Genomic DNA, 24,017 nt, shown 5'->3' on the forward strand with positions numbered 1-24,017 from the left:
GGTCGATGACGGCGCCAGCCTCGGCAACGGGTTGCCCTTCCCGGCCGGTCCCCCTCGCCCAGCAATGGCAGCACGTCCACGGCCTCGTGCTGATCGGGACCGGGCCCCGGGGCGAAATCGTGGTCGCGGCGGCGCGGTCGCGCGGTCTCCCGGTCCACCGCGCCCGCCTGGTGCCGGGTGCCGACCTGACGGGCCGCCGCGTCCTCGCCTTCGCGGGCATCGGCCGTCCCCGAAAATTCTTCGCGAGCCTCGAAGAGGCCGGGGCCACGATCGTCGCGCGCCGCGCCTTTCCGAACCACCACCCCTACGGCCCCGCCCACGAGGTCACCCTCGCGGCCGAGGCCTCCCGCCGCGGCGCCAACCTCGTCACCACCGAGAAGGACCACGTCCGCGTCTCACCCCCCTTCGCCGCCCGCGTCGGGGTGCTGCCTATGACGCTCGCGTTTACGGATAAGGGAGCTTTGCTGTGGCAGTTGCGGAGGTTGGTTATGGGTGTGGTTGCGTGGCGAAAATTGAGCGGGTGCTAGGGTAGAATTGTTTGCCTGACATTCGTTTTGATCTTCGGTTCAAAGCCGACAGACCGTTTACGACCCAACACTGCCGTCAGGAGCGCAGTAAGCATTTCTCCAAGGCGGCTATTCGTCTGCCGCCCAACGACTTCGGCTCAGAGTAGGACCCGAAGTTTGACCTTTCGTGCTGAAGCGGACGTTGGAGGCGGTTGACGGAGTTCTGCTGCATCCCTCGTCGTTCATGCCGCCTCGGTGTCCAGCGTCCTCAAGGTCTGGGCCAGAACCTCGATCCGTGTCCGGCTTTCGGAGACGAGCCCGGCGATGTCGCCGGACGCGGCCGACGAGCGCCCAGCAAGGGCCTTGACCTCCTGTGCGACCACTGCAAACCCACGTCCCGCCACGCCTGCGCGCGCGGCCTCGATCGTCGCGTTCAGGGCGAGGAGGTTGGTCTGGCCCGCGATCGCCGCGATCGCCCCGGTGATTTCGTCGATCCGCCCGGAGGAGGTCAGAACGTCGGCGAGCGCTGCATGGGTTTGCTCCATCGTGCGCTTTCGCAAGCTTACGTCGACCGCGCACATCAGGATCTTCTGGGGACGGCCCTCTAGGTCGGGCAGTATCGACAGGATCGCGTCGAGCCAGACGCCAAAGCCGTCCTGCGACGTCCACCGCATCTCTCGACGTAGCTGCTGTCCCGAGAGGAGGCGTTCGCGGTCCGCCTGGGAAATGAGCGCTTCGGCGCTTGCCGTCTCGCCCTCCAGCACGACACCGAGCCCGCGCAGGTAGTCGTTGGCCGTCAGAAGCTGTCCGGATAGCGACCACTCGCAGATCGCGTTGGAGGCGCTGATCGCGTCGAGCTGGATGCCGCGCTGGACCGAGGCCTGCTTCGTCTGTGTGACGTTCGCCTGGATCGAGATGAAGCGTTCGATCTGACCGGATCGGCTATGGATCGGGTTGATCGCCAGGGAGATCCAGTACGGCTGGCCAGCCTTGGTGTAGTTCAGGATCTCGTCGTAGAACGGCTCGTGGCGGGCGAGGCGCTCGGCGATCTGGGCTCGGGTCGTCGCACTCGTGGCCGGCCCTTGAAGCAGCTTTCCTGGCTTATGCCCCATCACTTCGGCTGCGGTGTACCCGGTCATGCGCTCGAAGCCGGGATTGACGTACTCGATGTGGCCTTGGGCATCGGTGATGACCACCGAGTTGTCGGTTTCGTCGGCTACGAGGGAGAGCAACTGGAACTGGCGACGGCGGACGATCTCGTCGGTGATGTCCGTGGCGAACTTGACGACCTTCAGAGGCTTGCTCGTCATCGGATCGAGGATCGGGTTGTAGGTGGCCTGCAACCAAATCTCCCGACCGTCCTTGCCGACGCGCCTGTATTCGCCGGCTTGGTACGCGCCCTCGCCCAGGCGCTGCCAGAACGTCCGATAGGCTGCACCCTCGGCCTCGCTAGGCTCCACGAACATGCGGTGGTGCTGGCCGGCGACCTCCGGGAGCGCGTAGCCCACTGCTGAGAGAAAGTTGGCGTTGGCGGTCAGTATCGTGCCGTCGGGCGCGAACTCGATCACCGCCTGCGCCTTGTCGATCGCGGAGATCTTGCCGGCGAAGTCGATGGCGCGCAGCTTGTCGGCGGTGATGTCGCTCGCGAACTTGACGATCTTCATCGGGCGCCCGGACGGGTCGCGGATTGGGTTGTAGGTCGCCTGAAGCCAAATATCCCGACCGCCCTTGCCGACGCGCCGGTACTCGCCCTGCTGAAACGCGCCGCTGCCGAGCGACCTCCAGAAATCCCAATACGCTGGGCTGTCGCGGTCGGCGGGATCGACGAAGATGCGATGGTGCTGGCCACGGATCTCGGCGAGATCGTAGCCGACGGCGGCGAGGAAGTTCGCATTGGCGTCGAGGATCGTGCCGTCGAGGGCGAACTCGATGACGGCCTGTGAGACGCCGAGGGCGGCCACCTTGCCCTCGAAATCGGCGTTGCGCAGCTTCTGCTCCGTGACGTCCGTGGCGAACTTCACGATCCGGATGGGACGGCCCGTCGCGCCGAGGATCGGGTTGTAGGTCGCCTGCAGCCAGATATCTCGACCGCCCTTACCGACGCGCCGGTACTCGCCCTCTTGAAACGCGCCGCTCCCGAGCGAACTCCAGAACTCCCGGTACGCCGAGCTCTCGCGTTCGGCGGGATCGACAAAGATGCGGTGGTGCTGGCCGCGGATCTCGGCAAGATCGTAGCCGACGGTCGCGAGGAAGTTGGCATTGGCGTCCAGGATGGTGCCGTCGAGCTCGAATTCGATGACCGCCTGCGACCGATCTAGGGCAGCGAGCTTGGCCTTGGCGGATCGATCGAAGAGCATCGGCGTCCCACTGGTGTCCGATTGCCACCGAACTTCCAAGCATTAGCTCTCAAATTTCGTTTAAAATTCAGTTAAGCTACGCTGGCGATCATATAAGCTTGTAAATTACAAATAATTGAGCTCTGGTTTGATCAATTTTTCGCGAGTGGCTGATGCCGCCAATGGTTCTTCACTGCGTCACAACTTATTTCGGTTCCGGCGTCTCGCTCTGCTTCCCCGAACGCCCAATATCACTTCTTCCTCCGGGGCTAGTTTGCGTCGGGAACGGGCGGAGCGTTTATGTCCGCTTCCCGCGCTCGTCGCCCGGCAGCGGACCGGTCGAAATCCAGCCAAACCGGTCGTACAAAATAATTGAACTATAGGTCTATACGGACATTAGCATCTATCGAATGTATACTTCCAAAACGTCTTCGGCCGACTTACTAATCCGGTAAAATCCCCTACTCCGGTCGTCCGGTCTCGGCGAGGCGCTTCATCGCCGCCTCGGGGCTGGCATAGGCCTCCTGCCGGGTCGCGCTCCAGTAGCGCAGGGCGTCGAGGGGGATCGCCTCGCCGGTCACGGCGCAGCGCACGAAGCTGCCGGGCTTGATCACCCGCATGGTGCCGTCGCCGTACTCCACCACCGCCTCGCCGGAGGCTCCGCGCTCGAAACGTCCCAACATGGTCCCTCGCCTCCCGGCTCTGCCCCCGCTCGCCCCGTCTTAGGAGGCCGGGGGCGCGCTGTCGATGCGGTCGCCGCGCCGGCGCCGGGCCTCGACAGCCCCGCCACTTGGTGCCTAAGTCGCGCGATGTCGCGCCGTGTCCCGCCCCGATGACCCTGGCTCCCCCGACTCCGGACATCCTGACTCCGGACCTGTCCCGCCTGTTCGACGCCGCCCTGGCGGCGCAGGGGCGCGCCTACGCCCCCTACTCGCGCTTTCCCGTCGGCGCGGCCCTCCGCGACGAGGCGGGCGCCCTCCATGCCGGCTGCAACGTCGAGAACGCCGCCTACCCGGTGGGGACCTGCGCCGAGGCCGGCGCCATCGCCGCCATGGTCGCCTCCGGCGGCCGGCGCATCGCCGCGCTGCTGGTCCTCGGCCCGGGGCCCGGCCTCGTCACCCCCTGCGGTGCCTGCCGGCAGCGCATCCGCGAATTCGCCGGTCCGGCGGTCCGGGTCCACGTCGCCGACGCCACGGCCCTCCGCGCCTCCTTCAGCGTCGGGGCCCTGCTGCCCGACTCCTTCGGCCCGGACAACCTGGGCGCCGATCCCCGGGGGCCCCATGCGTGATTTGGAGCCGGGGATCCAGGCCGCCGCCGGTCTGCTGCGCGCGCAGGGGTTCGGCGGACCGTTCGCCTGCGCGATCGTCACCGGCACCGGACTCGGCGGACTGGTGCGTGACCTCGACACGACCCTCTCGGTATCCTACGGGCAAATTCCGGGGTTTCCGGCCCCCGGCGTGAGCGGCCACGGCGGCCGCCTCCATGCCGGGCGCCTCGCCGGGCGCCGGGTCCTGGTCTTCGAGGGCCGTGCCCACGCCTACGAGACCGGCGACGCCGCCGTGATGCGGCTGCCGCTCGGCGTCGCGCAAGTCCTTGGGGCGCAAGCGCTTCTCCTCACCAACGCCTCCGGCTCCCTGCGGCCGGAGGTCGGCCCCGGCAGCCTGGTGGCGCTCACCGACCACATCAACCTCTCGGGCCTCAACCCGCTCTTCGGCGAGGCCAGCGACGCCCGCTTCGTGCCCATGGTGGGGGCCTACGACGCCGAGTTGCGCGCCCATCTCCTTGATGCCGCACGGGAATCCGGCGTCGCTCTGCACCAGGGCGTCTACGCCTGGTTCTCCGGACCGAGCTTCGAGACCCCGGCGGAAGTCCGCATGGCCGGCCGCCTCGGGGCCGACCTCGTCGGCATGTCGACGGTCCCCGAGGTCATCCTCGCCCGCTTCTACGGCCTGCCCGTCGCCGCCCTGTCCGTCGTCACCAACCTCGGTGCTGGCCTCGACGGCGGCGATCCCCATCACGCGGAGACCAAGGCCGCCGCCGCCCGGGCCGGGGACGCCCTCGCCCGCCTGGTCGCCGTCTTCGTCGCCCGCCTGCCCGCGAGTGCCCCCCGATGACCGACGACGCCTCCCTCGCCCGGCGGGCCCTGCCCCTCCTCGACCTCACCGATCTCGGCGAATCCTGCTCGGAAGCCGCCATCGACACGCTCTGCCGCGACGCCCGGGCGAGCGCGGTCGCCGCCGTCTGCGTCTGGCCGCACTACGTCGGCCGCGCCGCCCGGCTGCTCGCCGGATCGCCGGTGCGCGTCGCCACCGTCGTCAACTTCCCCGCCGGTGGCGACGACATCGAGCGGGCGGTGGAGGATACGACCGAAGCCCTCGCCGACGGCGCCCACGAGATCGATCTCGTCCTGCCCTATCGCAGCGTCCTCGCCGGCGAGACCGGCACGGCCCGCGCCATGCTCGCCGCGATCCGCGATGTCTGCGACGGTGGCCGCCTGCTGAAGGTCATCCTGGAGACCGGTGTCCTGGCGACCCCGGACGCCATCACGGCCGCGAGCCGCCTCGCCATCGAGGCCAGGGCGGATTTCCTCAAGACCTCCACGGGCAAAAGCGCGATTTCGGCGACCCCGGAGGCCGCTGAGGCGATGCTCCGCGCCATCCGCGACCACGCCGCGGGGCATCAAGTCGGTCTCAAGGTCTCGGGCGGCTTGAAAACCGTCGCGGATGCCGGCACTTACCTCGCCCTCGCGGATCGGATCATGGGGCCGACCTGGGTCTCGCCGCGCACCTTCCGCCTCGGCGCCAGCAGCCTGCGCACGGCGCTGGTCGCGGCGCTCGGGGAGGCTGGGCGATGAGGCTGCCCCAGGAACTCATCCGCACCAAGCGGGACGGCGGCGCGATCCCGCCCGAGGACATCGCGGACTTCATCGCGGGCCTGACGGACGGGCGGGTGACCGAGGGGCAGGCCGCAGCCTTCGCGATGGCGGTGTTTTTTCGTGGTCTTTCGCGGTCAGAGCGCGTGGCGCTGACGCGGGCGATGACCGAGTCCGGCACCGTCCTGCGGTGGGACCTGCCCGGGCCGGTCCTGGACAAGCACTCGTCCGGCGGGGTCGGGGACGCGGTCAGCCTCGCGCTCGCGCCGATGGTCGCGGCCTGCGGGGGCTACGTACCGATGATCTCGGGGCGCGGGCTCGGGCATACCGGCGGCACCCTCGACAAGCTCGCGAGCATTCCCCGCTACGATGCGATGCCGGGGCTCGCGCGCTTCCGCACCGTAACGGCCGACGTGGGCTGCGCCATCATCGGACAGACCGACGACCTCGCGCCTGCGGATCGGCGCCTCTACGCCATCCGCGACGTGACGGGCACCGTCGAGTCCCTCGACCTGATCACCGCGTCCATCCTGTCGAAGAAACTCGCTGCCGGTCTCGACGGCTTGGTGATGGATGTGAAGGTGGGCTCGGGCGCCTTCATGGCCGAGCGCCGGGAGGCCCAGAGCCTCGCGCGGAGCATCGTCGACGTCGCGGGCGGCGCGGGCCTGCGCACGGTGGCGCTGATCACCGACATGGACTCGCCCCTCGCCTCGGCCGCGGGGAACGCCCTGGAGGTTGCTTACACCCTCGACTATCTCCGTGGGCGCTCGCGCGAGCCGGCCTTCCACGCCGTCACGCTCAGGCTCGCGGCCGAGATGCTGGTGGTCGGCGGCCTCAGTCCCGACATCGGCGACGCCTCCGCACGCCTGGAAACGGCGCTTGCCTCGGGACGCGCCCTCGAAGTCTTCGCCCGGATGGTCACTGCGCTCGGCGGCCCCGTCGATCTGGTCGAGCGGTCTGCGCACTACCTGCCAGCGGCGCCCATCACGCGCGTGGTCGTCGCGAAGACGGACGGCTACGTCACCTCGATCGCGACGCGAGACTTGGGACTTGCAGTGATCGGCCTCGGTGGTGGGCGGACCCGTCCGCAAGACGACGTCGACCCCCGTGTTGGCCTGACCGGACTGCTTCGTATCGGTGCCAAGATCGAGCAAGGCCAGCCTCTTGCGATCGTTCATGCCGCTGATGCAGCATCCGCCGACAGGGCCGAAGCTACTCTGCTAGCGGCCTACCGCATTGACACGGTGCCCCTGAGGCCAACGCCCGCGATCTTGGAACGAATTGCCGATTAGTTAGTCCCCTCTGCAGGGAGAACCGAGGGATGTAAGAAGGCGCTCAGAAGTCGTGGTGTCCGCCACCGTGATTTCGGTAGTGACTCCACTCCTAACTGCGGTGGTGCCCCCAGCCATAATGCCAGCGGTGATGGCCAAAGCCCCGGTCTTTGTAGTGCTGTCGATGATGGCTTCAGGCGCCGTGCCCGCCCCAGTACTGCAAAGGGCTGATTGCCCTGTGCTGCTCACTTTGAGCAGCCGCCACGAGAGACGACGCGTCCGCCCCGTTCACGAGGGCGAGACCGCCGGCGTAGCCTATCGCCGCGATCAGGGTTCTCAATTCCCGCAATGTGACTGTGCGTGAGGCGGTCATCGTGGAGTTCTTGGCCTGACTGCCAAGGCGGATCTCGCCCCCGGCAATCGGGATAGGGCTAGCGCACTGAACGCTCTCTGACACCGAACTTCGCTTGGTTTCGGTGAGCAGCCGATGCCGCTTAAGGTCGGCGATAGACCCAAACGCGTGCGGGCGGAAGATTGAGCCAGACCCGGTTCGACCGACTGGCCGTGTAGGTGCCGGCATCGCACCGAGCCGGAATAGGCGGAACCACCGCGTAGGTGAACTGTACGAAGGGTGCGCTCAGATGCATCATTTCATGGGCGGCGTTCAAGAGATCGAGCCGCTGCTCCAAGGGCTTCGTGAACAGCGGGAGGCTTGAAACCATCGCAGCCGCTTTTTCCGTGAGCATCGTGCCGAACGTCTCGCGAATGTTGTACGCATCTCCGCGAATGATCGTTGCACGCGGAAAGCGCTTCTGCAGCAGCTTGCAGAAATCGGGATTGTACTCGACCAAGATCAGCCGCTCTTGCTCGACGCCTCGCCGGATCAGGGCCTCCGTGACGGGTCCGGTCCCAGGTCCAAGCTCGATCACAGGTCCGCTGACGCGTGGATCGACGTAGGAAGCCATCGTGCGGGCGAGCATCTTGCCCGACGGCGTCACAGCACCCGTGACGAGGGGGCGCTCGAACCAGGAGCGTAGAAAGCGCGCCTCGTCCTCCAGCGGATCCCGCCGTGTACGGTTGGCACCGGGAGCGAGGTCGGCTTTTGCGCTGGAGCGGCGTAGCGGCGGCAAGACCCTATGTCCTCAGATCACGGGTTGGGAGGGAAAGGCTAGACGACGAAGCTCTCCAGCAGTCAAGCTTGCAACCACCGAACATGCCGAGGCGCACACAAGGATCGCGCGGGCGGTGCCCGACCGCCACATGCGATAACCGTGGCCGAACCGTTTTGATCCGCACGATATTGCAAGTCTAGGTCCTCGCCGCCCCTCCGAGCCCGTCGAAGAAATCCTTGACCTTCGAAAAGAACCCCGCGCTCTCCGGATGGTTCTCGTCGGAGGCCGACTGGTCGAATTCCTGCAGCAACTCGCGCTGACGCTTCGAGAGGTTCTGCGGCGTTTCTACGAAGACCTGGATGTAAAGGTCACCGACGTCTCTCGAACGCAGCACCGGCATCCCCTTGCCCTTGATACGAAATTGCTTCGCTGTCTGAGTGCCTGCTGGGATACGCACTTGCGTCTGGGAGCCATCGATCACCGGCACCGTGATCTCGCCCGAGAGCGCTGCAGTCACCATGGAGATTGGTACCCGGCAGAACAGGTCTGCGCCGTCGCGCTGGAAAAACTCGTGCGGCTTGATCGAGAGGAAGACGTAGAGATCTCCGGCCGGTCCGCCGCGAAGGCCCGTCTCACCCTCGCCGGCCAAACGGATCCGGAGGCCGTCATCGACGCCAGCCGGCACGTTGATGGAGAGGGTCCGCTCTCGCGTCACGCGGCCGGCACCGCTGCAGGCACCACAAGGATCGTCGATCACCTCGCCGCGGCCGTGACAATTCGGGCAGGTGCGCTCGATGGCGAAGAAACCCTGTGCCGCACGGACCCGCCCATAGCCACCACAGGTCTGGCAGGGACGCGGCTTCGAACCGGCCTTGGCACCGGAGCCGGAGCAGACCTCGCAGGTGACCGAAGTCGCCATCTTGATGGTCTCGGCCTTCCCGCTGAACGCTTCCTCCAGTGAAATATCAAGATTGTAGCGGAGGTCAGCACCCCGTTCGCGGGTCGGACCACCGCGGGCGCCACCGCGCCCGCCACCGGCGCCAGCACCGGCTCGGCCGTCACCGAAGAAGTTGTCGAAGATGTCCGACATGAAGTCGCCGAACTCGTTTCCGAACCCGGGACCACCCGCTCCACCCTGTTGGAACGCGGCATGGCCAAAGCGGTCGTAGGCAGCACGCTTCTGACCATCAGAAAGGCATTGATAAGCCTCGTTAATTTCCTTGAACTTGACTTCGGCCTCGGCATTTCCCGGATTGCGGTCCGGATGGTAGCTCATGGCGAGCTTGCGAAAGGCGACTTTCATCTCGCCGTCGGTCGCGGTCTTGGAGACGCCTAGAATCTCGTAATAGTCCCGCTTCGACATTCCCGTCCTCAAAGTCCCCGGCGCGCCGGTTCGACCGGACCACGCCGTCCAACTCGAGCGCTGATGCGCTTGAAACTCAGCTGGCTCCGCTCAACGGGACAAGCCGAACATGGTTCGGGGCCGGATCGCTCCGGCCCCGAACTCAGATGCAGGCGTTATGCCCGCTTCTTCTGGTCCTTGTCATCGACTTCCTGGAAGTCGGCGTCGATGACATCGTCCTTCTTCGCCTCGCCGGCGCCGGCTTCGGCTCCCGCCTCGCCGGATTGGTTGGCTGCGTACATCGCCTCGCCGAGCTTCATCGACGCCTGCATCACGTCAGTGGTGCGAGCCTTGATGACTTCTACATCGTCGCCTTCAAGGGCGGTACGGAGTGCGGTGATCGCCGTCTCGATGGCGCCCTTGTCGTCCGCGGAGACCTTGTCGCCGTACTCCTTCACCGACTTCTCCGTGGCGTGGATCAGGCTCTCACCCTGATTTTTCACTTCGACGAGCTCACGGCGCTTCTTATCCGCCTCGGCATTCGCCTCGGCGTCCTTAACCATGCGCTCGATGTCGGCATCCGACAGACCACCGGAGGCCTGGATCCGGATCTGGTGCTCCTTGTTCGTCGCCTTGTCCTTGGCAGTGACGTTCACGATGCCATTGGCATCGATATCGAAGGTCACCTCGATCTGCGGCATGCCGCGCGGTGCCGGCGGAATGCCCATCAGGTCGAACTGGCCGAGCAATTTATTGTCTGCCGCCATCTCGCGCTCACCCTGGAAGACCCGGATGGTCACCGCGTTCTGGTTGTCCTCTGCCGTTGAGAAGGTCTGGGACTTCTTCGTTGGGATCGTGGTGTTGCGGTCGATCAGACGGGTGAACACGCCACCCAGTGTCTCGATGCCCAGCGACAGCGGGGTGACGTCGAGGAGTAGCACGTCCTTGACGTCGCCCTGAAGCACGCCAGCCTGAACGGCCGCGCCGATGGCGACGACCTCATCCGGGTTGACGCCCTTGTGGGGCTCCTTGCCGAAGAAGGATTTCACGACTTCCTGGATCTTGGGCATGCGGATCATGCCGCCCACAAGCACGACCTCGTCGATCTCGGAGGCCGACACGCCAGCATCCTTCAGCGCTTTGCGGCAGGGCTCGATCGTGCGTTGGACGAGGTCGTCCACGAGGGACTCGAATTTCGCACGGCTGAGCTTGAGCGCAAGATGCTTCGGACCCGTAGCATCGGCTGTGATGTAGGGCAGGTTGATCTCGGTCTGCGTCGCAGACGACAGCTCGATTTTGGCCTTCTCAGCGGCCTCCTTGAGGCGCTGAAGCGCAAGCTTGTCCTTCGTAAGATCGATACCCTGCTCGCGCTTGAACTCGCTCGTCAGGTACTCGACCACGCGGTTGTCAAAGTCCTCGCCACCCAGGAAGGTGTCGCCGTTGGTGGACTTCACCTCGAACACGCCATCCCCGATCTCGAGGATCGAGACGTCAAAGGTGCCGCCGCCGAGGTCATACACCGCGATGGTGCCAGCCTTCTTCTTGTCGAGGCCGTAGGCGAGTGCCGCTGCCGTGGGCTCGTTGATGATCCGAAGAACCTCAAGGCCAGCGATCTTGCCGGCATCCTTGGTGGCTTGGCGCTGCGCGTCATTAAAGTAGGCCGGCACCGTGATGACAGCCTGCGTCACCGGCTGACCGAGATGCGCCTCAGCAGTCTCTTTCATCTTCTGCAGCGTGAAGGCGGAGATCTGCGAAGGCGAATACTTCTTGCCATCCGCCTCGACCCAGGCATCGCCGTTGTCGCCGCGAACAATCTTGTAGGGGACGAGACCCTTGTCCTTCTGTGTCATCGGATCGTCGTAGGTCCGACCCACGAGGCGCTTGATGGCGAAGAACGTACGCTCAGGATTCGTAACAGCCTGACGCTTGGCTGGCTGGCCGACGAGCCGCTCGCCCTCGTCGGTGAAAGCGACGATGGACGGTGTGGTGCGCGCACCTTCCGAATTCTCGACGACCTTAGGCTGCGTGCCTTCCATGACGGCCACACAGGAGTTCGTGGTGCCGAGGTCGATACCAATTACCTTACCCATGGTGGGATCCCTCTGTTGTCGTTTGGTCAAGCAGACCGCCAAGCCCCGAAGCAGCTCGGCCCATGGCTGTGCAAAACTGAGTGTGTGAGAACGGGTTTGGACACCGGTTCGCGCCCCGGAACGGTGCAGAGCCGGGTCTTAATCCCGCGTCTCGGCCGATATAAGAAGGGTGTCGTGAGGCCGCAAGGCAGAGCCCGCCGACGAGGCGCATCGGATTGCGCGGAGCCGCGTTATCCTCTTCATCGCCTTTGACTTGGAACATCCATCCGAGCCGCCTGCTGGGGTTTTACAACGAGGGCGTCGGCGGTTTCCCCAATGTTTCATCGTCAAGAAGCGGCATCGCTGCCGTGTCACAAGGCTCGTTGCATGGTAAGTGGGAGGTGAACGTGCTTGCCTGCGCACCACGCTGCCTCCACGGATATAGGCTCGAAAGTTTCGATGCGTCTGACCCGCGTGCTTCTTCTTCTACCGGTGCTGGCATCGGTTCCTCACCCAGCCTGCGCGCAGTCGTTTTTCGAGGAATTGTTCGGAATCGGGCGGGCGGCTAAGCCGCCAGTGCCGCCAAGGGGCGTTCCTTCCGCTCCACAAACTCCTGTGCCAGGCGCACCCGGCGAGGGCGGGGCGCCGGCTGCGTCGGACGCACCGAAAGCACCTCCGGTACCGCGTCAGCCTATTGTCCTCAAAGCGCCCTCCGAGGACAACGTGATGGGACAGGAGCTGATGCTAAACGGGCTCACCGGTAGCCTGAAGCTTGAGCGGGCCGGGGGGGGGACTACAGCTCGCGTCGTTTTGCCGGGCAATAAAATCTCGCAGCCCGTCGAAGCCTGCAAGGTGCCACTGAACGGAGGGGCGCCGGTGTCAGTCTCGTCCGAGGGCCGTGCGGAGGGTGTCGGCCGCTTCGAGGTCACCGGCGGCGAATGTCCCCTCCGGTTCGACGTACTCGATGGCGCCGTTCTGGTGCAATCGGTGTCCGGTCCCGTCTGTACCTTCGCGGCGGCCGATTGCGCCACGACGCCCACGGGTTTGTGGGGACCGGCCGCGGCCACGCTCATTTCGCGGGCGAGCGAGTTTGAGGCGGCGCGCGGTGGAGCCGACCGGGCCGTCCGGGAGAATTACAAGTTGATTAGTCAGCGCCTGCGTGGCCCTGAGCTTCGCCCCGTGGTCACCGAACAGGCGGCCTTCTCCTCCGATCGCGAGCAGATGTGCCGAACCTATGCTCGTGAAGGAGCGCACGGATTCTGCAACCTGCGCTTCACTGAAGCACGAGCTTTGGCACTCGCCACCCGCCTCGGGGTCAATACGAACACAGCGGCGCCAAGCGCTTCGGCGTCCTCGCCCCGTTCGCGCCGCAAGCCCCCGGTGGAAGGTATGAATCCGGATACGGGTGGCGCTCCGTTCTCCGACCAGTAGCGCGAACGCTCAGCTATGGCCGGCGCTGACCGATAGCATCGCGAGGTCGATGCCATTGTTGCGTAACGTGCGCTCGTACTTGGCTTCGAGAGCCGTATGGAAAATCATGTCGGGATCGGCTGGGCAGACCAGCCATCCATTGGCTAGGATTTCGCTCTCGAGCTGTCCTGGCTGCCATCCTGCATAGCCAAGGGCGAGGACGGCGTTGGCCGGACCGTCGCCGGCGGCGATCGCCTTCAAAATGTCCACCGTTGCTGTGAGGCAGATTCCATCGTCGATGATCAGCGTGGATTGATCGATATGGAAGTCGTCAGTGTGGAGCACGAAGCCGCGCTTGGCATCAACAGGTCCGCCCATCAGCACGGGCATGTGGCCGACACGCTGGCGGAGCCGGATCGCATCAGTCTCGCTCGCGATATCAAGCTGAATCAGCAGGTCGGGCATATTGAGGTCAGAGACGGCCTTGTTGAGGATGATCCCCATGGCTCCGTCAGCCGAATGCGCACAGAGATAGATGACCGACCGGGCGAAGCGCGAATCCGTCAGTCCCGGCATGGCGACAAGAAACTGACCGTCAAGGTAGGCGGGATCGCCCGTGTGGGCCTGTGAACGCTGCATTGCCGTATGCTACGCGGGTAGGCGCCTTTGTCCAGGGCACGGCACGTTCCGCCAAGGGATATCCGCCACATTGGCGACGGCGGAAACTCGACAGGCTAACCCCTGCGAGCTAGACGATTTTTCGCGAGCCGGCCCGGTGCGTGAACTGGGTACGACTCTGTGACAGTAGCTAGGGATCTGACGGTTCGGATGCCCCGGCGATCTTCAGGAGACGACGGATGACCATTCAGGTTGGCGACCACCTCCCCCAGGTCACGTTTCGCGTGAGTGGGGCGGACGGCCCGGAAGCCAAGACCACCGACGACTTCTTCAAGGGCCGCCGCGTCGTCCTCGTCGGGGTGCCCGGCGCCTTCACGCCGAGCTGTCACCGCAACCATCTGCCCGGCTTCGTGGAGAAGCAGGCCGAGATCAAGGCTCGCGGCATCGACACCATCGCGATCACGTCGGTCAACGACGTGTTTGTGCTTGATGCGTGGCAGAAGGCGAGTGGCGCCGAGGGCCTCGAGTTTCTCGCTGACGGGAACGCTGAATTCGCGAAGGCGATTGGCCTCGACATGGACGGGGCCGGCTTCGGACTTGGTACCCGTTCGAAGCGTTACGCGATGCTCGTAGAGGACGGTGTCGTGCGCGTACTTAATGTCGAGGACTCCCCGGCCAAGACTGAGTTGTCGGGCGCCGAAGCCCTTCTCAAGGTGATCTGATCGATCCACCGGCGGATGTGATGCATCCGCCGGTAACTTGGGACGCTTTCGCCTGACGCTCAAACGCTCCGCGCCATGAGCATGATTTGCCTCTGCAGGGAGCTAGGCCGACTGTCCCGGACCGGCCCAACCGTAATCCCGCGCGTCCGTCGTGGTGCGATGGAAGTTCAGCCTACGGTCGTATTCCAGAGGATCCTTCGGCCGGACCAGGGCTCCGGCCGGCACATTGAGCCAGTCGACGAGGCGGGTCAGCATGAAGCGCAGGGCGGCGCCCCGGCAAAGGATCGGCAAAGCCGTGACCTCGGCGGAGACCAGGGGACGCACCGCTTCGTACCCGGCGATCAGGGCCGCACCCATGTCGCGGTGAAATCTGCCGTCCGCCTCGAAGCACCAGGCATTGAGGCTGATGGCCAGATCGTAAGCGAAGGCGTCGGTGCAGGCGAAATAGAAGTCGATCAGCCCCGACAGTTCGTCTCCGATGAAGAAGACGTTGTCGGTGAACAGGTCGGCATGGATCACGCCACAGGGTAGGCCCGAGGGCCAGGAGCGCTGTAGCACCGCGAGGTCACCCAGAACGCGTTCGGTCAAACCGGGTGAAACGGTCTCCGCCTGAGGCTCAGCGAGGCGAAAGAGCGGTTCCCACGCATCTACGGAGAGATTGTTGACGCGCCGCATCCCAAAATCGGCTCCCGCCGCGTGCAACCCTGCGAGCGCGCGGCCGAGGGCGTGGCAGTGATCGATACCGGGTTGCTTCACCGAAACGCCATCGAGGAAAGTCACGATCACCGCGGGGCGACCGCAGAGCTCACCCAGTGCGAATCCGGTGCGATCGCGGATCGGCTGTGGGCAAGCGAGGCCTCGGGCGGCGAGGTGTTCCATCAAGTTGAGGAAGAACGGCAAATCGTCCGCCCTGACGCGCTTCTCGTATAGGGTTAGGATGAAGGAGCCGCCGGTGGTGTGGAGATAGAAATTCGTGTTCTCCACGCCTTCGGCGATGCCCTTGTATGAGAGCAGCGTTCCAATGTCGTAGGCCGCAAGAAAGGCGGTCAGCGCCGCGTCGGAGACCTCGGTGTAGACTGCCACGGCTTGTTCGCTTGAAATTTCGGGACAAAATGGACAAGGGCGCCGAATGGCGCCCCTGCTGAAGACGGATCGATCGGGAGCGCTGTCCGCCTATTCCGCGGCTTCGCTACGCAGTTCGCGCGGCAACGGGAAGGACATATCTTCGACCACCGTCGAGACCGTATCCACCGTCACGGTGTAGCGTGCTGCAAAGGCGTCGATAATTTCCTCCACCAGCACTTCCGGCGCGGAAGCTCCGGCCGTGAGACCAAGTTTGCGAATGCCCTCGAAGGCTGGCCAATCGATTTCCTCGGCGCGCAGCACCAGCCGGGTGATCGGGCAGCCGACGCGCTCAGCGACTTCGCGCAGGCGCTGCGAGTTCGACGAGTTCGACGAGCCGACCACGATGACCGCATCGACCAACGGCGCCACCTGCTTCACCGCCTCCTGACGATTGGTGGTGGCGTAGCAGATATCGTCCTTGTGCGGGCCGGTGATCGTCGGGAACTTCTTCTTCAGCGCCTCGACGATATGGTGGGTGTCGTCCACCGACAGAGTTGTCTGCGTCACCCACGCGAGGTTGTCGCGGTTCTCTGGTTCAAGAGCGGCGATCTGGTCGAGATCCTCGACCAGCGTGATCGAGCCCTTTGGCAGCTGACCCATGGTGCCGACCACCTCCGGATGACCGGAATGGCCAACGAGCAGAACGTGACGACCGCGCTTGTGGTGGATCTCCGCCTCGCGATGAACTTTCGTCACCAGCGGGCAGGTGGCGTCGATGGTGGTGAGGCCGCGGGAATCAGCGTTGTGCGGCACCGTCTTGGCGACGCCGTGCGCCGAGAAGATCACCGGAGCGGAGCCGTCGGGGACCTCGTCGAGTTCGCGGACGAACACGGCGCCCTTCCGTTTCAGACTCTCAACGACGTACTTGTTGTGGACGATCTCATGGCGGACATAGACCGGAGGTCCGTAGATGGCGAGCGCCCGCTCAACTACGTCGATCGCCCGCACGACTCCGGCGCAGAAACCGCGCGGCGCACAGAGCAGGATCTCCAGAGGCGGCTTAACCGTGTCACCGGAGGCAGAGGAAGTCGTCAGATTCGCGTCGCTCATGATAGCCGGGATGTGGCGAGGCGGGGGCGCCCCTGTCAACCTGTCATAACGGAAAAGTCCCCCGCGGGCACCTGCGGTCCAGCGAAAGCGAGTGCACGTGACTCACAGGACCCAGGGAACTCTCCGTAATACGCGCGCTAGGCCACCCGCTTGGGCCGCGCCATCGCGCCCTCGGCAAGGGAAGTCTCGAGCATAGGAATCATACGTGGGTCGGTGCACTGGGCTACGTTGAAGCGTAGGAAACTGTTGCCGAGTGACGAGGGGCTGAAAGCGCCTCCGGGAGCGAGCACGAGTCCGCGTGCAAGAGCGCACCGAGCGACGTCCGCCGAATCGACCCCATCCGGCAGCTGCATCCACAGGAAGAAGCCTCCGGACGGCTCCAGCCACGCCTTCAGTCCACATTCTTCGAGGTGCCGAAGGGCCGGCGCCGTCGCCCGTCCCAACTTCTCGCGGACCTCGGCGAGGTGTCGGCGGTATGTGCCGTCTGTCAGGAGCCGGTGCATCAGGCTCGCCGACAGATGACTGTTCCCCAGGCTCATCGCGAGCTTGAGATCGACCAGTGGCTCGACCCAGTCCTCGCGCAGCGCAATGAAACCGCAACGGATGGCGGCCGACAGCGTCTTCGAGAAGCTTCCGATCTGGATGACCCGCTCTAACCCGTCAAAACCGGCCAGGCGTGGAGACGGCTCACTCTCGAAATCTCCAAAGATGTCATCCTCGATGATAAGGGTATCGTGCGCCTCAGCGAGCTTCAGGATGCGATGGGCGACCGCGGGCGCGAGGATGGATCCGGTCGGGTTCTGGAGCGCGGAATTGATGACGTAGAAGCGCGGCCGATGCTCAGCGAGGTGCATGGCGAGGGTCGCGAGATCAGGACCGTTCGGGGTCATCGGCACACCAACAACCCGGGCGCGCTTCGCTCTGAGGAGTCCGTGATAGTTGAAGTAGCACGGATCGTCGACCAGTACCGTATCGCCGGCTTCAAGCAGGAATCGGCAGAGCAGGTCGAGAGCCTGCGTCGCCGAATCGACCAGCACCACCTGATCGGCGCCGGCCTCAACCCCTTTCTCCGCCAAGCGCCGTGCGATCTGTGCGCGTAGAGGTGGAAAGCCGAGGGGCTGATCGTGTGAGACCAGGTTGGTCTCCGGACCGCGTGCGAGCTGTCGAAGGCCGCGCCGGATCGCCTGGCTTGGCATCCAGGCTGACGGCAACCAGCCGGAGCCCGGCATTACGAGGTCCGGGCCGGCCTGCATGGATTGTCGGGTGATCCAAAGCGGATCCACCGCCCGGTCGAGCTGAGGCCCTACTGCTTTGAGACAGAGCGGTCGGGTCTTACCCGCCACGTAGAAGCCCGAGCCGCGCCGGGCCACGATCGTGCCTTCGGCCCCGAGCCGGTCATAGGCCTCGACGACGGTGGACTTCGAGACCCCCATGGCTTCGGCGAAGGCCCGGACCGAGGGCAGGCGTGCGCCGGGCATGAGCTGGCGGCTGTTGATCCGATCCGTGACCTCCGCCGCCACGGTCTCGACCAAGGTGAGCTTGGACACGGGGGACACCTTCATCTGTCCTGATCCTCGCGCCGGACGATTCAATCCAACCGTACTGGACTGTCCCTATCACGACTATCCCCCGCCACGCATGGTCGCGGCATCGGCCCGTACATCACGAGAGGACGCACCCCATGCACGGCTTTACTCAGCTCAAGGCTGGACCTGTCACTGCGGGCAGGACACTGACCGCCGTAGCGGCACTTAGGGCCTGGTTAAGCGCCGGGTTGGCTGCTGTGGCTTCAGGGATTTCCCGCACTGCCATTAACCGCAGGGTCGTCCGTCAGCTATCGGCGATGTCGGATCGCGAACTTCGGGACATCGGTCTCAGCCGCCAGGACGTGCTCGATGCAGGGATCCTGCTGGTCGAAGGTGACGCGTCGGATTTTCTGGTCGACCGCCGAAATGAGCGCCGGGCGAGCCGGAGCATTCCGCGCGGAGGTTGGCCGCCGCGGCGTCACTGACGCCGAATCCGGGAAAGTGCCGATTCGCACTGTGGGACGTTCAAGCGAGTGTTTGCGGTAAGCTTCCCCTCCCTGTGCACGTGACGGCTGGGCCCCTGCTGGTTAAGACGGAGCCGCCTGGCGAGCCCGGATCGCTCTGAATGGGGTGGTCCATCGCCGTCTGGGATTCTCATCCAACCTCGGATTTTCATGGCAAGCGCCGCGACCCACGTCAGCTTCCTGCCTCCCGTGCTGACGTTCCTGTCGGCGGCGGTGATCGGCGTGCCGATCTTTCGCCTCATCGGCCAAAGCGCCGTGCTCGGCTACCTCGTTGCCGGTGTAGTGATTGGGCCCTTTGGCTTCTCGCTGATCGCGGAGCCAGAGACGGCTGCGAGCGTCGCTGAACTCGGCGTAGTGCTGTTGCTCTTCATCGTTGGGCTCGAATTACAAATCTCACGACTCGTTTCGATGCGGCGGGACATCTTCGGCCTCGGCACTGCCCAGCTCATTGTCTGCTCGGCAGCTCTGGCAGGCGTCGGGATCCTGATGGGGACCAAGCCTTCGGCCAGCCTCGTCATCGGCATCGCTCTCGCCCTCTCGGCCACAGCCGTCGCGCTGCAATTGCTGGAAGAGCGCGGCGACATGGGGACGCCCTATGGCGGCCGAGCCTTTGCGGTGCTGCTGTTTCAAGACATCTCCGTGGTTGCCATCCTGGCGCTGATGCCTTTGGTCGCTTCATCCGGCACGGGCGGCGGCGATGGCTGGCTCCTCTCGGCTCTGCAATCCACCGGCACGGTGGGCGCGGCGATCCTCGCCGTCGTGCTGGTCGGGCGCTATGGCCTCAATCCATTCTTCGGTCTGCTCGCAGCCAGTGGGGCCCGCGAAGTCATGACGGCGGCTGCCCTCCTCGTGGTGCTTGGAACCGCGATGCTGATGGAGCATGTCGGCCTATCGATGGCGATGGGCGCGTTCTTGGCTGGAGTGCTTCTGGCCGAATCCAACTTCCGCCATCAGCTCGAGGCCGACATCGAGCCGTTCCGCGGCATGCTGCTTGGCCTCTTCTTCATGAGCGTGGGCATGTCCATTGATGGTGGCCTCCTCAAGGCCGAATGGCCGACCCTGCTGGGGGCAACAGCCGGTGCGATCCTGCTTAAGGTCGCGTTGGTGGCCGGCCTGTTCCGCTTGTTCGGCTCGCCTTGGCTCGATGCGGTGCGCGGGGGTGCCATCCTGGCACCGGCCGGAGAATTTGCATTCGTGCTTTTGCCGGCGGGCGGTGAGCTCGGCCTCGTGGATCCTGCGAGCACACGCTTTGCCGTGGCGCTCGCGGCTCTGACCATGCTGGTCGGTCCAGTGGCGGCGAAGGCTCTGGACGCTGGGCTTGCCCGACGTCCCGAAGGGCCGGAGGCGGTGCCGGAGGCCATTGAGAGCACCGAGGCCCGCGTGCTCGTCATCGGCTTCGGGCGTTTCGGCCAAATCCTGACGCAGGTGCTGCTGGCTGAAGGCGTTAGCGTCACGGTGATCGACAAGGACGTGGATCAGATCCGCAGCGCCGCACGCTTTGGGTTCCGCATCTACTATGGGGACGGGACTCGCCTCGATGTCCTGCGCGCCGCCGGCATCGGACGGGCCGAGCTCCTCTGCATCTGCGTCGATGACAGCGAGGCCGCGCTGAAAATCGTCGATATCGTGCACGAGGAATTCTCCAGCGTGCGCACTTACGTGCGGGCCTTCGACCGCACGCACGCCGTCGAGCTGATGAACCGGGACGTCGACTTTCAGCTCCGCGAAACCGTCGAATCCGCTCTCGCCTTCGGTCGCGCGACCCTTGAGGGTCTCGGTCTCAGCCCGGAGGCGGCCGCCGCTACCGCGGAGGACGTTCGTAAGCGCGACGTTGCGCGCCTCGTGCTGCAGCAGGCAGGCGCTCTGACTGATACGATGAGTTGGGCCCGTGGCCTTAACGAGATCAAGCCCGAGCCCCTGACGGAGCCGAAGCGGCCTTCCCGCGCGCTGAATGCGGAGACGCGCGACATCATTGGATCCCAGAGGCGAGAGGCCGCGACCCGCACCCTTGAGACTGATGATGACTACCAAAGTCAGCAGCAGGAGGCCCGAACGGATGCCTGAGGCGACAGCCGGATCGGCGCGGTTCGTCGAGGGCTCGATTCTCCGTCACGTGGTGACGATGAGCGCAACTGGCTCGGTCGGGCTCATGGCGATCTTCGTCGTTGACTTCCTTTCCTTGCTCTACGTCTCCAAGCTTGGAGATCCGACGCTGACGGCAGCGGTGGGCTTTGCCACCATCGTCCAGTTCTTTGCCATCGCTATCAATATCGGCCTGATGATCGCAGCCGGTGCTCTCGTTTCCCGAGCCATCGGGGCCGGTGATGAAGCGGGTGCGCGGCGCCTCGCTACCTCCGGGACCATCCAGGGAATCGTGGTCTCCGGCCTCCTTGTCGTGGCGATGCTGCCCTGCCTGCCTACGGTGCTGAGCTGGATTGGAGCCGATGCTGAGACTCTTCCGATAGCGACACGCTTTCTCTGGATCACGCTGCCCTCCAACCTGCTGATGGGGCCCGGCATGATGTTTTCCGGCCTGCTGCGAGCGGTCGGCGCGGCTCGTCAGGCCATGTACGTCACCCTGGGCGGCGCCATCGTCACCGCCGGGCTCGACCCGCTACTGATTTTTGGTGCTGGTCTCGGCGTCGATGGGGCAGCCATCACCACGTGTTTTGCCCGCGCCACATTTGCGGTGATCGGTCTGTGGGGTGTCCGCCAGCACCGGATGCTCACGCAACCGAAGCTCGCTGACATCATCGCGGATGCTCCCGTCGTGATGCGGATCGCCCTGCCGGCGGTGCTGACGAACCTCGCACCTTCCGTGGCAAGCGCCTTCATCGCCCACGCGCTCGCGAAGTTCGGCGCTGTCGCGGTTGCCGGAAACGTGGTGGTCGACCGCTTGACCCCGGTGGCGTTCGGCGGCCTCTTCGCCATGTCTGGTTCGATCGGACCGATCCTGGGCCAGAACTGGGGTGCGGCCCGTTACGATCGAATGCGCGGTGTTCTGCGTGACGGTACGCTGGTCACCGCCGTCTACGTGCTGGTGGTCTGGATGGCGCTGATCCTGGGAGCCGGCCCTCTGATACGCCTCTTTGCGCTCGAGGGTGTCGCCGCTGACCTGTTTGGATTCTTCTGTCTCGTCAGCGGGGGTGTCTGGTTCTTTACCGGGCTGCTGTTCCTGGCCAATGCCTCGTTCAACAATCTCGGCTTCCCATTCTATTCGACGGCCCTGAATTGGGGACGGGCCACCCTAGGCACCGTGCCGCCAGCCCTGATCGGCGCGCATTTGTTCGGTCCCAAGGGCGTCATCGCCGGGGTTGGCCTCGGCTCGATCCTGTTCGGTCTCGTGGGCATCGCCCTCGCCTTCCGCACCGTCGTCACTTTGGAGCGCCGGGCCGGGGTCGTGCTCTCCCCGACCAATGCCGTCAAGGCGTCGAATGCCGGCACGGATTCCACCCGCGCCGCTGCACCCGCGCAGTCCGGCGCCCTGATCTGACTCGTGCCAGTGGCGGGGATTTTCAACGAGCCGTAGTACCCCTGGATCGAGCTAAATCCGTCCCCTCGATGGTGTCGAGGACGACGTTCGGAGACACATCCTGAGTGAGTTCGTCGACCTCGGCATCTGCCTCGGTGGCGATGCCAAGGTGATTGGTGATCGCCGAGACCATCGTCACCAGCTTGGTGACCTCGTGCTCGGCCAGGAGCCCGATGTGCAGATCGAGGTCCGCGCGCTTTGCGGCGGCGACCGCCATGCGGTTCTGGCTGATGAGAACGAAGGTCGAGAGAAAGATCGCCTCCACCGAGGCAGTGGTGCCAAGGATGACGAAGCTCGCGTCCCAGCGTGGCAGCACAGGCAGTAGACCGGCGTTGACCAGGGTCCACAGGCCGAACACCAGAACGTGCAGGACGACGAAAGCCATGCTCCCGGTGAACCGGGTGATCATCTCGGCAATTCGGTCTGCTCGGCTCGCACGCTGCTCGTCCTGCGCACGTCGCTCCTGCAGTGCACGTATGTTGCGCGCCAGGGCCGGAGACAGGCCGTCCGGCTGCGGCGGCGGGTAGGTCGGCCGGGTCGGATCCGCGTCCTGCGATCGATGCAGTGTTCCAGGGGCCATCGGGACTTCACAGACGAAGTGCTGGATGAGGGTGTCGTCTGGGATTCAACCGCTTCTAAACCGTCCCTGATCCCCAATCTTTGCCAATGCTTCGCGGCGTTCGGGCCATTTCCGATCGAGATGGATGTCCCTCAGCGGGGATGAACGGACGCGGAGGCTCAGGACACGAACGCCCCAGATCATAGGGATCCGGGAGACCGTCCACTTCGTCAGGAACCTGGATGCGGTAGGCCTCTCTTATCGCAGACCGATCAGCCTACCATGCATGGCCCAGGACTTCCGGATCTGCGCCGACGAGGTCGTCGGGTGCAGCATCGTCAAATCCGTCCAGGAAATCGGTTTCCTGGCCCGAACGAGCCTCCCGATGGAGTCATTCCGCCGCCTGACGGATCGGACCGGTTCACGCAGCCTTCTCCCTCTCGACCGAGGCCCGGACAATCCAAGACGGTCGTTTGGCTGTGGCCAGGATCAAGATCGAGCGCCGAACCCGTTGGCCGTACGGCGGCGTCAGTCCGCAAGTCCAGAATTCCACGCCTCAAGCTTGCGATATCCAGGTTGTGGAAGGCCTCCTGGCCAGGCCACGCGATGAACGAGCGCTGCGCCTGTTGAGGTTGACCTCCACGCGATTTCGGATGACCCGGTGGCAGCCGCGTCCGAACGATGTCGCGGACGGAGTCCAGCGTCGATGTCCTCACCCCCCTGGGTCCTTTGTGACACCAGCGTCATACCCGGTAGTTCTGCTCCGCTGAACCTGCTGCGGCAGGGAGACGCCTACTCGATCCAGGTCGGGAATGCGGAACTCATGACGAACCTCGATCGCGGCTCGGAACAGGCCCTTGGGACCATTGCGTGTGAACGCCTTGCTGGTCGCGCGGCGCCGCGCATCCTGATCGGTGGATTGGGCATGGGTTTCACCTTGCGCGCAGCCCTGGGCGCCCTTGGACCGGATGCAAAGATCGTTGTCGCCGAATTGATCCCTGCCGTTGTTGCCTGGGCCCGGGGCCCCCTCGCCCATCTGTTCGGTGACAGTCTCGACGACCCACGCGTTGAAATCATCGAGTCGGACGTCAATCGCCTGATCCAATCAGGGCCCGAGCGCTTCGATGCGATCCTGCTGGATGTCGACAACGGTCCGTCCGGCATGACCCGACGGGAAAATGATCGCCTCTACGACGCGTGGGGTCTGAAGCGGGCACATTATGCCCTGCGGAGCGGCGGCGTTCTCGCCGTCTGGTCGGGCAAACCCGACCGGCGCTTCAAGGCGCGCCTGCGCCTGCATGGCTTTGCCGTCGACGAATTTCGAATCCGTGCCAACGGCGGGGTAAGCGGACCGCGCCACGTTCTCTGGATGGCGACGCGTCCCGCTGCTCCGCTGCGGTTCGCGTCGCTGGGAACAAGGGCCTGAGCTCGATCGCGCAGGAC

At 64.9% G+C, this 24,017-nt stretch carries 21 protein-coding genes; 11 read left to right on the plus strand and 10 right to left on the minus strand.

Annotation, left to right across the window (positions count from 1 at the left end; translation table 11 throughout):
* The first annotated feature begins 5 nt into the window (after positions 1-5).
* A complete protein-coding gene (locus AC0IY1_RS05875; RefSeq protein ID WP_471768385.1) occupies positions 6-527 on the plus strand; it encodes a tetraacyldisaccharide 4'-kinase in 522 nt (173 codons plus the stop codon).
* 221 nt (positions 528-748) lie between these two features.
* Here AC0IY1_RS05875 and AC0IY1_RS05880 read toward each other — a convergent pair whose 3' ends face one another.
* Together AC0IY1_RS05880 and AC0IY1_RS05885 are read right to left on the minus strand one after the other, a co-directional pair.
* Positions 749-2,863 carry a PAS domain S-box protein gene (locus AC0IY1_RS05880; protein WP_471768386.1) on the minus strand — a complete coding sequence of 705 codons (2,115 nt, stop codon included), beginning with the start codon at positions 2,861-2,863 and terminating at the stop codon, positions 749-751.
* A gap of 440 nt (positions 2,864-3,303) precedes the next feature.
* A complete protein-coding gene (locus tag AC0IY1_RS05885) occupies positions 3,304-3,525 on the minus strand; it encodes a DUF2093 domain-containing protein (protein ID WP_055952609.1) in 222 nt (73 codons plus the stop codon).
* A gap of 149 nt (positions 3,526-3,674) precedes the next feature.
* On the opposite strand from AC0IY1_RS05885, the gene AC0IY1_RS05890 reads away from it, so the two are divergent.
* The 4 genes from AC0IY1_RS05890 to deoA are packed head-to-tail and all read left to right on the plus strand — an operon-like array spanning position 3,675 to position 7,006.
* Positions 3,675-4,130, plus strand: coding sequence for a cytidine deaminase (locus tag AC0IY1_RS05890; protein ID WP_471768388.1), 456 nt, complete (start codon positions 3,675-3,677; stop codon positions 4,128-4,130).
* Positions 4,123-4,956, plus strand: coding sequence for a purine-nucleoside phosphorylase (locus AC0IY1_RS05895; protein WP_471768389.1), 834 nt, complete (start codon positions 4,123-4,125; stop codon positions 4,954-4,956). The genes AC0IY1_RS05890 and AC0IY1_RS05895 overlap by 8 nt, the downstream gene beginning before the upstream one ends.
* On the plus strand, positions 4,953-5,696 hold the full coding sequence (gene deoC, locus AC0IY1_RS05900) for a deoxyribose-phosphate aldolase (RefSeq protein WP_471768392.1): 744 nt from the start codon (positions 4,953-4,955) through the stop codon (positions 5,694-5,696). The genes AC0IY1_RS05895 and deoC overlap by 4 nt, the downstream gene beginning before the upstream one ends.
* Complete coding sequence (deoA, locus tag AC0IY1_RS05905; RefSeq protein WP_471768395.1) at positions 5,693-7,006, plus strand: thymidine phosphorylase; 1,314 nt, start codon at positions 5,693-5,695, stop codon at positions 7,004-7,006. Before deoC ends, deoA begins: the two co-directional genes overlap by 4 nt.
* Positions 7,007-7,479: 473 nt before the next feature.
* Here the strand turns inward: deoA and AC0IY1_RS05910 are convergent, their stop codons facing one another.
* The 3 genes from AC0IY1_RS05910 to dnaK all read right to left on the minus strand — a co-directional run bounded on the left by AC0IY1_RS05910 (position 7,480) and on the right by dnaK (position 11,529).
* On the minus strand, positions 7,480-8,115 hold the full coding sequence (locus tag AC0IY1_RS05910; RefSeq protein WP_471768396.1) for a class I SAM-dependent methyltransferase: 636 nt from the start codon (positions 8,113-8,115) through the stop codon (positions 7,480-7,482).
* 178 nt (positions 8,116-8,293) lie between these two features.
* The gene (dnaJ, locus tag AC0IY1_RS05915; RefSeq protein WP_055952591.1) at positions 8,294-9,460 is read right to left on the minus strand and encodes a molecular chaperone DnaJ; all 1,167 of its coding nucleotides are present in this window, start codon (positions 9,458-9,460) and stop codon (positions 8,294-8,296) included.
* Between the two features lie 155 nt (positions 9,461-9,615).
* Positions 9,616-11,529: a molecular chaperone DnaK gene (gene dnaK / locus AC0IY1_RS05920; protein ID WP_471768397.1), complete on the minus strand. Its 1,914-nt coding sequence runs from the start codon at positions 11,527-11,529 to the stop codon at positions 9,616-9,618.
* A gap of 438 nt (positions 11,530-11,967) precedes the next feature.
* Between dnaK and AC0IY1_RS05925 the strand changes: the two genes are divergently transcribed.
* Positions 11,968-12,939, plus strand: a complete 972-nt coding sequence (locus tag AC0IY1_RS05925; protein ID WP_471768400.1) for a hypothetical protein — start codon at positions 11,968-11,970, stop codon at positions 12,937-12,939.
* 9 nt (positions 12,940-12,948) lie between these two features.
* Here AC0IY1_RS05925 and AC0IY1_RS05930 read toward each other — a convergent pair whose 3' ends face one another.
* Positions 12,949-13,557 carry a YqgE/AlgH family protein gene (locus AC0IY1_RS05930; RefSeq protein ID WP_471768402.1) on the minus strand — a complete coding sequence of 203 codons (609 nt, stop codon included), beginning with the start codon at positions 13,555-13,557 and terminating at the stop codon, positions 12,949-12,951.
* A gap of 218 nt (positions 13,558-13,775) precedes the next feature.
* Between AC0IY1_RS05930 and AC0IY1_RS05935 the strand changes: the two genes are divergently transcribed.
* Positions 13,776-14,258: a peroxiredoxin gene (locus tag AC0IY1_RS05935; protein ID WP_103709121.1), complete on the plus strand. Its 483-nt coding sequence runs from the start codon at positions 13,776-13,778 to the stop codon at positions 14,256-14,258.
* 102 nt (positions 14,259-14,360) lie between these two features.
* Here the strand turns inward: AC0IY1_RS05935 and thrB are convergent, their stop codons facing one another.
* The 3 genes from thrB to AC0IY1_RS05950 all read right to left on the minus strand — a co-directional run bounded on the left by thrB (position 14,361) and on the right by AC0IY1_RS05950 (position 17,995).
* Complete coding sequence (thrB, locus tag AC0IY1_RS05940) at positions 14,361-15,341, minus strand: homoserine kinase (protein WP_471768403.1); 981 nt, start codon at positions 15,339-15,341, stop codon at positions 14,361-14,363.
* 90 nt (positions 15,342-15,431) lie between these two features.
* Entirely contained in the window at positions 15,432-16,433 is a 1,002-nt protein-coding gene (ispH, locus tag AC0IY1_RS05945; RefSeq protein ID WP_055952574.1) for a 4-hydroxy-3-methylbut-2-enyl diphosphate reductase, read from the minus strand.
* A 137-nt stretch (positions 16,434-16,570) separates the two neighbouring features.
* On the minus strand, positions 16,571-17,995 hold the full coding sequence (locus tag AC0IY1_RS05950; protein ID WP_471768406.1) for an aminotransferase-like domain-containing protein: 1,425 nt from the start codon (positions 17,993-17,995) through the stop codon (positions 16,571-16,573).
* A 119-nt stretch (positions 17,996-18,114) separates the two neighbouring features.
* Between AC0IY1_RS05950 and AC0IY1_RS05955 the strand changes: the two genes are divergently transcribed.
* The 3 genes from AC0IY1_RS05955 to AC0IY1_RS05965 all read left to right on the plus strand — a co-directional run bounded on the left by AC0IY1_RS05955 (position 18,115) and on the right by AC0IY1_RS05965 (position 21,976).
* On the plus strand, positions 18,115-18,444 hold the full coding sequence (locus AC0IY1_RS05955) for a DUF1127 domain-containing protein (RefSeq protein ID WP_103709124.1): 330 nt from the start codon (positions 18,115-18,117) through the stop codon (positions 18,442-18,444).
* A 189-nt stretch (positions 18,445-18,633) separates the two neighbouring features.
* Positions 18,634-20,547 (plus strand): monovalent cation:proton antiporter-2 (CPA2) family protein, encoded by a 1,914-nt coding sequence (locus AC0IY1_RS05960; protein ID WP_471768409.1) that lies wholly within the window; start codon positions 18,634-18,636, stop codon positions 20,545-20,547.
* Positions 20,540-21,976 carry an MATE family efflux transporter gene (locus AC0IY1_RS05965; protein WP_103709126.1) on the plus strand — a complete coding sequence of 479 codons (1,437 nt, stop codon included), beginning with the start codon at positions 20,540-20,542 and terminating at the stop codon, positions 21,974-21,976. The genes AC0IY1_RS05960 and AC0IY1_RS05965 overlap by 8 nt, the downstream gene beginning before the upstream one ends.
* A 22-nt stretch (positions 21,977-21,998) precedes the next feature.
* On the opposite strand, the gene AC0IY1_RS05970 is transcribed toward AC0IY1_RS05965, so the two are convergent.
* The gene (locus AC0IY1_RS05970) at positions 21,999-22,595 is read right to left on the minus strand and encodes a DUF1003 domain-containing protein (RefSeq protein ID WP_103709127.1); all 597 of its coding nucleotides are present in this window, start codon (positions 22,593-22,595) and stop codon (positions 21,999-22,001) included.
* Positions 22,596-23,280: 685 nt separating this feature from the next.
* On the opposite strand from AC0IY1_RS05970, the gene AC0IY1_RS05975 reads away from it, so the two are divergent.
* The gene (locus tag AC0IY1_RS05975; protein ID WP_471768412.1) at positions 23,281-24,000 is read left to right on the plus strand and encodes a spermidine synthase; all 720 of its coding nucleotides are present in this window, start codon (positions 23,281-23,283) and stop codon (positions 23,998-24,000) included.
* The last annotated feature ends 17 nt before the right edge of the window (positions 24,001-24,017 follow it).

It is taken from the genome of Methylobacterium sp. AC690, assembly GCF_979256535.1.

Coding starts and splice junctions, on each gene's coding strand:
- AC0IY1_RS05965 (WP_103709126.1), top strand. CDS start 20,540: ATGCCTGAGGCGACAGCCGGATCGGCGCGGTTCGTCGAGGGCTCGATT.
- AC0IY1_RS05895 (WP_471768389.1), top strand. CDS start 4,123: ATGCGTGATTTGGAGCCGGGGATCCAGGCCGCCGCCGGTCTGCTGCGC.
- AC0IY1_RS05875 (WP_471768385.1), top strand. CDS start 6: ATGACGGCGCCAGCCTCGGCAACGGGTTGCCCTTCCCGGCCGGTCCCC.
- AC0IY1_RS05930 (WP_471768402.1), bottom strand. CDS start 13,557: ATGCAGCGTTCACAGGCCCACACGGGCGATCCCGCCTACCTTGACGGT.
- AC0IY1_RS05925 (WP_471768400.1), top strand. CDS start 11,968: ATGCGTCTGACCCGCGTGCTTCTTCTTCTACCGGTGCTGGCATCGGTT.
- ispH (WP_055952574.1), bottom strand. CDS start 16,433: ATGAGCGACGCGAATCTGACGACTTCCTCTGCCTCCGGTGACACGGTT.
- dnaJ (WP_055952591.1), bottom strand. CDS start 9,460: ATGTCGAAGCGGGACTATTACGAGATTCTAGGCGTCTCCAAGACCGCG.
- AC0IY1_RS05975 (WP_471768412.1), top strand. CDS start 23,281: ATGTCCTCACCCCCCTGGGTCCTTTGTGACACCAGCGTCATACCCGGT.
- AC0IY1_RS05885 (WP_055952609.1), bottom strand. CDS start 3,525: ATGTTGGGACGTTTCGAGCGCGGAGCCTCCGGCGAGGCGGTGGTGGAG.
- AC0IY1_RS05890 (WP_471768388.1), top strand. CDS start 3,675: ATGACCCTGGCTCCCCCGACTCCGGACATCCTGACTCCGGACCTGTCC.
- AC0IY1_RS05950 (WP_471768406.1), bottom strand. CDS start 17,995: ATGAAGGTGTCCCCCGTGTCCAAGCTCACCTTGGTCGAGACCGTGGCG.
- AC0IY1_RS05960 (WP_471768409.1), top strand. CDS start 18,634: ATGGCAAGCGCCGCGACCCACGTCAGCTTCCTGCCTCCCGTGCTGACG.
- AC0IY1_RS05935 (WP_103709121.1), top strand. CDS start 13,776: ATGACCATTCAGGTTGGCGACCACCTCCCCCAGGTCACGTTTCGCGTG.
- deoC (WP_471768392.1), top strand. CDS start 4,953: ATGACCGACGACGCCTCCCTCGCCCGGCGGGCCCTGCCCCTCCTCGAC.
- AC0IY1_RS05970 (WP_103709127.1), bottom strand. CDS start 22,595: ATGGCCCCTGGAACACTGCATCGATCGCAGGACGCGGATCCGACCCGG.
- AC0IY1_RS05880 (WP_471768386.1), bottom strand. CDS start 2,863: ATGCTCTTCGATCGATCCGCCAAGGCCAAGCTCGCTGCCCTAGATCGG.
- dnaK (WP_471768397.1), bottom strand. CDS start 11,529: ATGGGTAAGGTAATTGGTATCGACCTCGGCACCACGAACTCCTGTGTG.
- AC0IY1_RS05955 (WP_103709124.1), top strand. CDS start 18,115: ATGCACGGCTTTACTCAGCTCAAGGCTGGACCTGTCACTGCGGGCAGG.
- deoA (WP_471768395.1), top strand. CDS start 5,693: ATGAGGCTGCCCCAGGAACTCATCCGCACCAAGCGGGACGGCGGCGCG.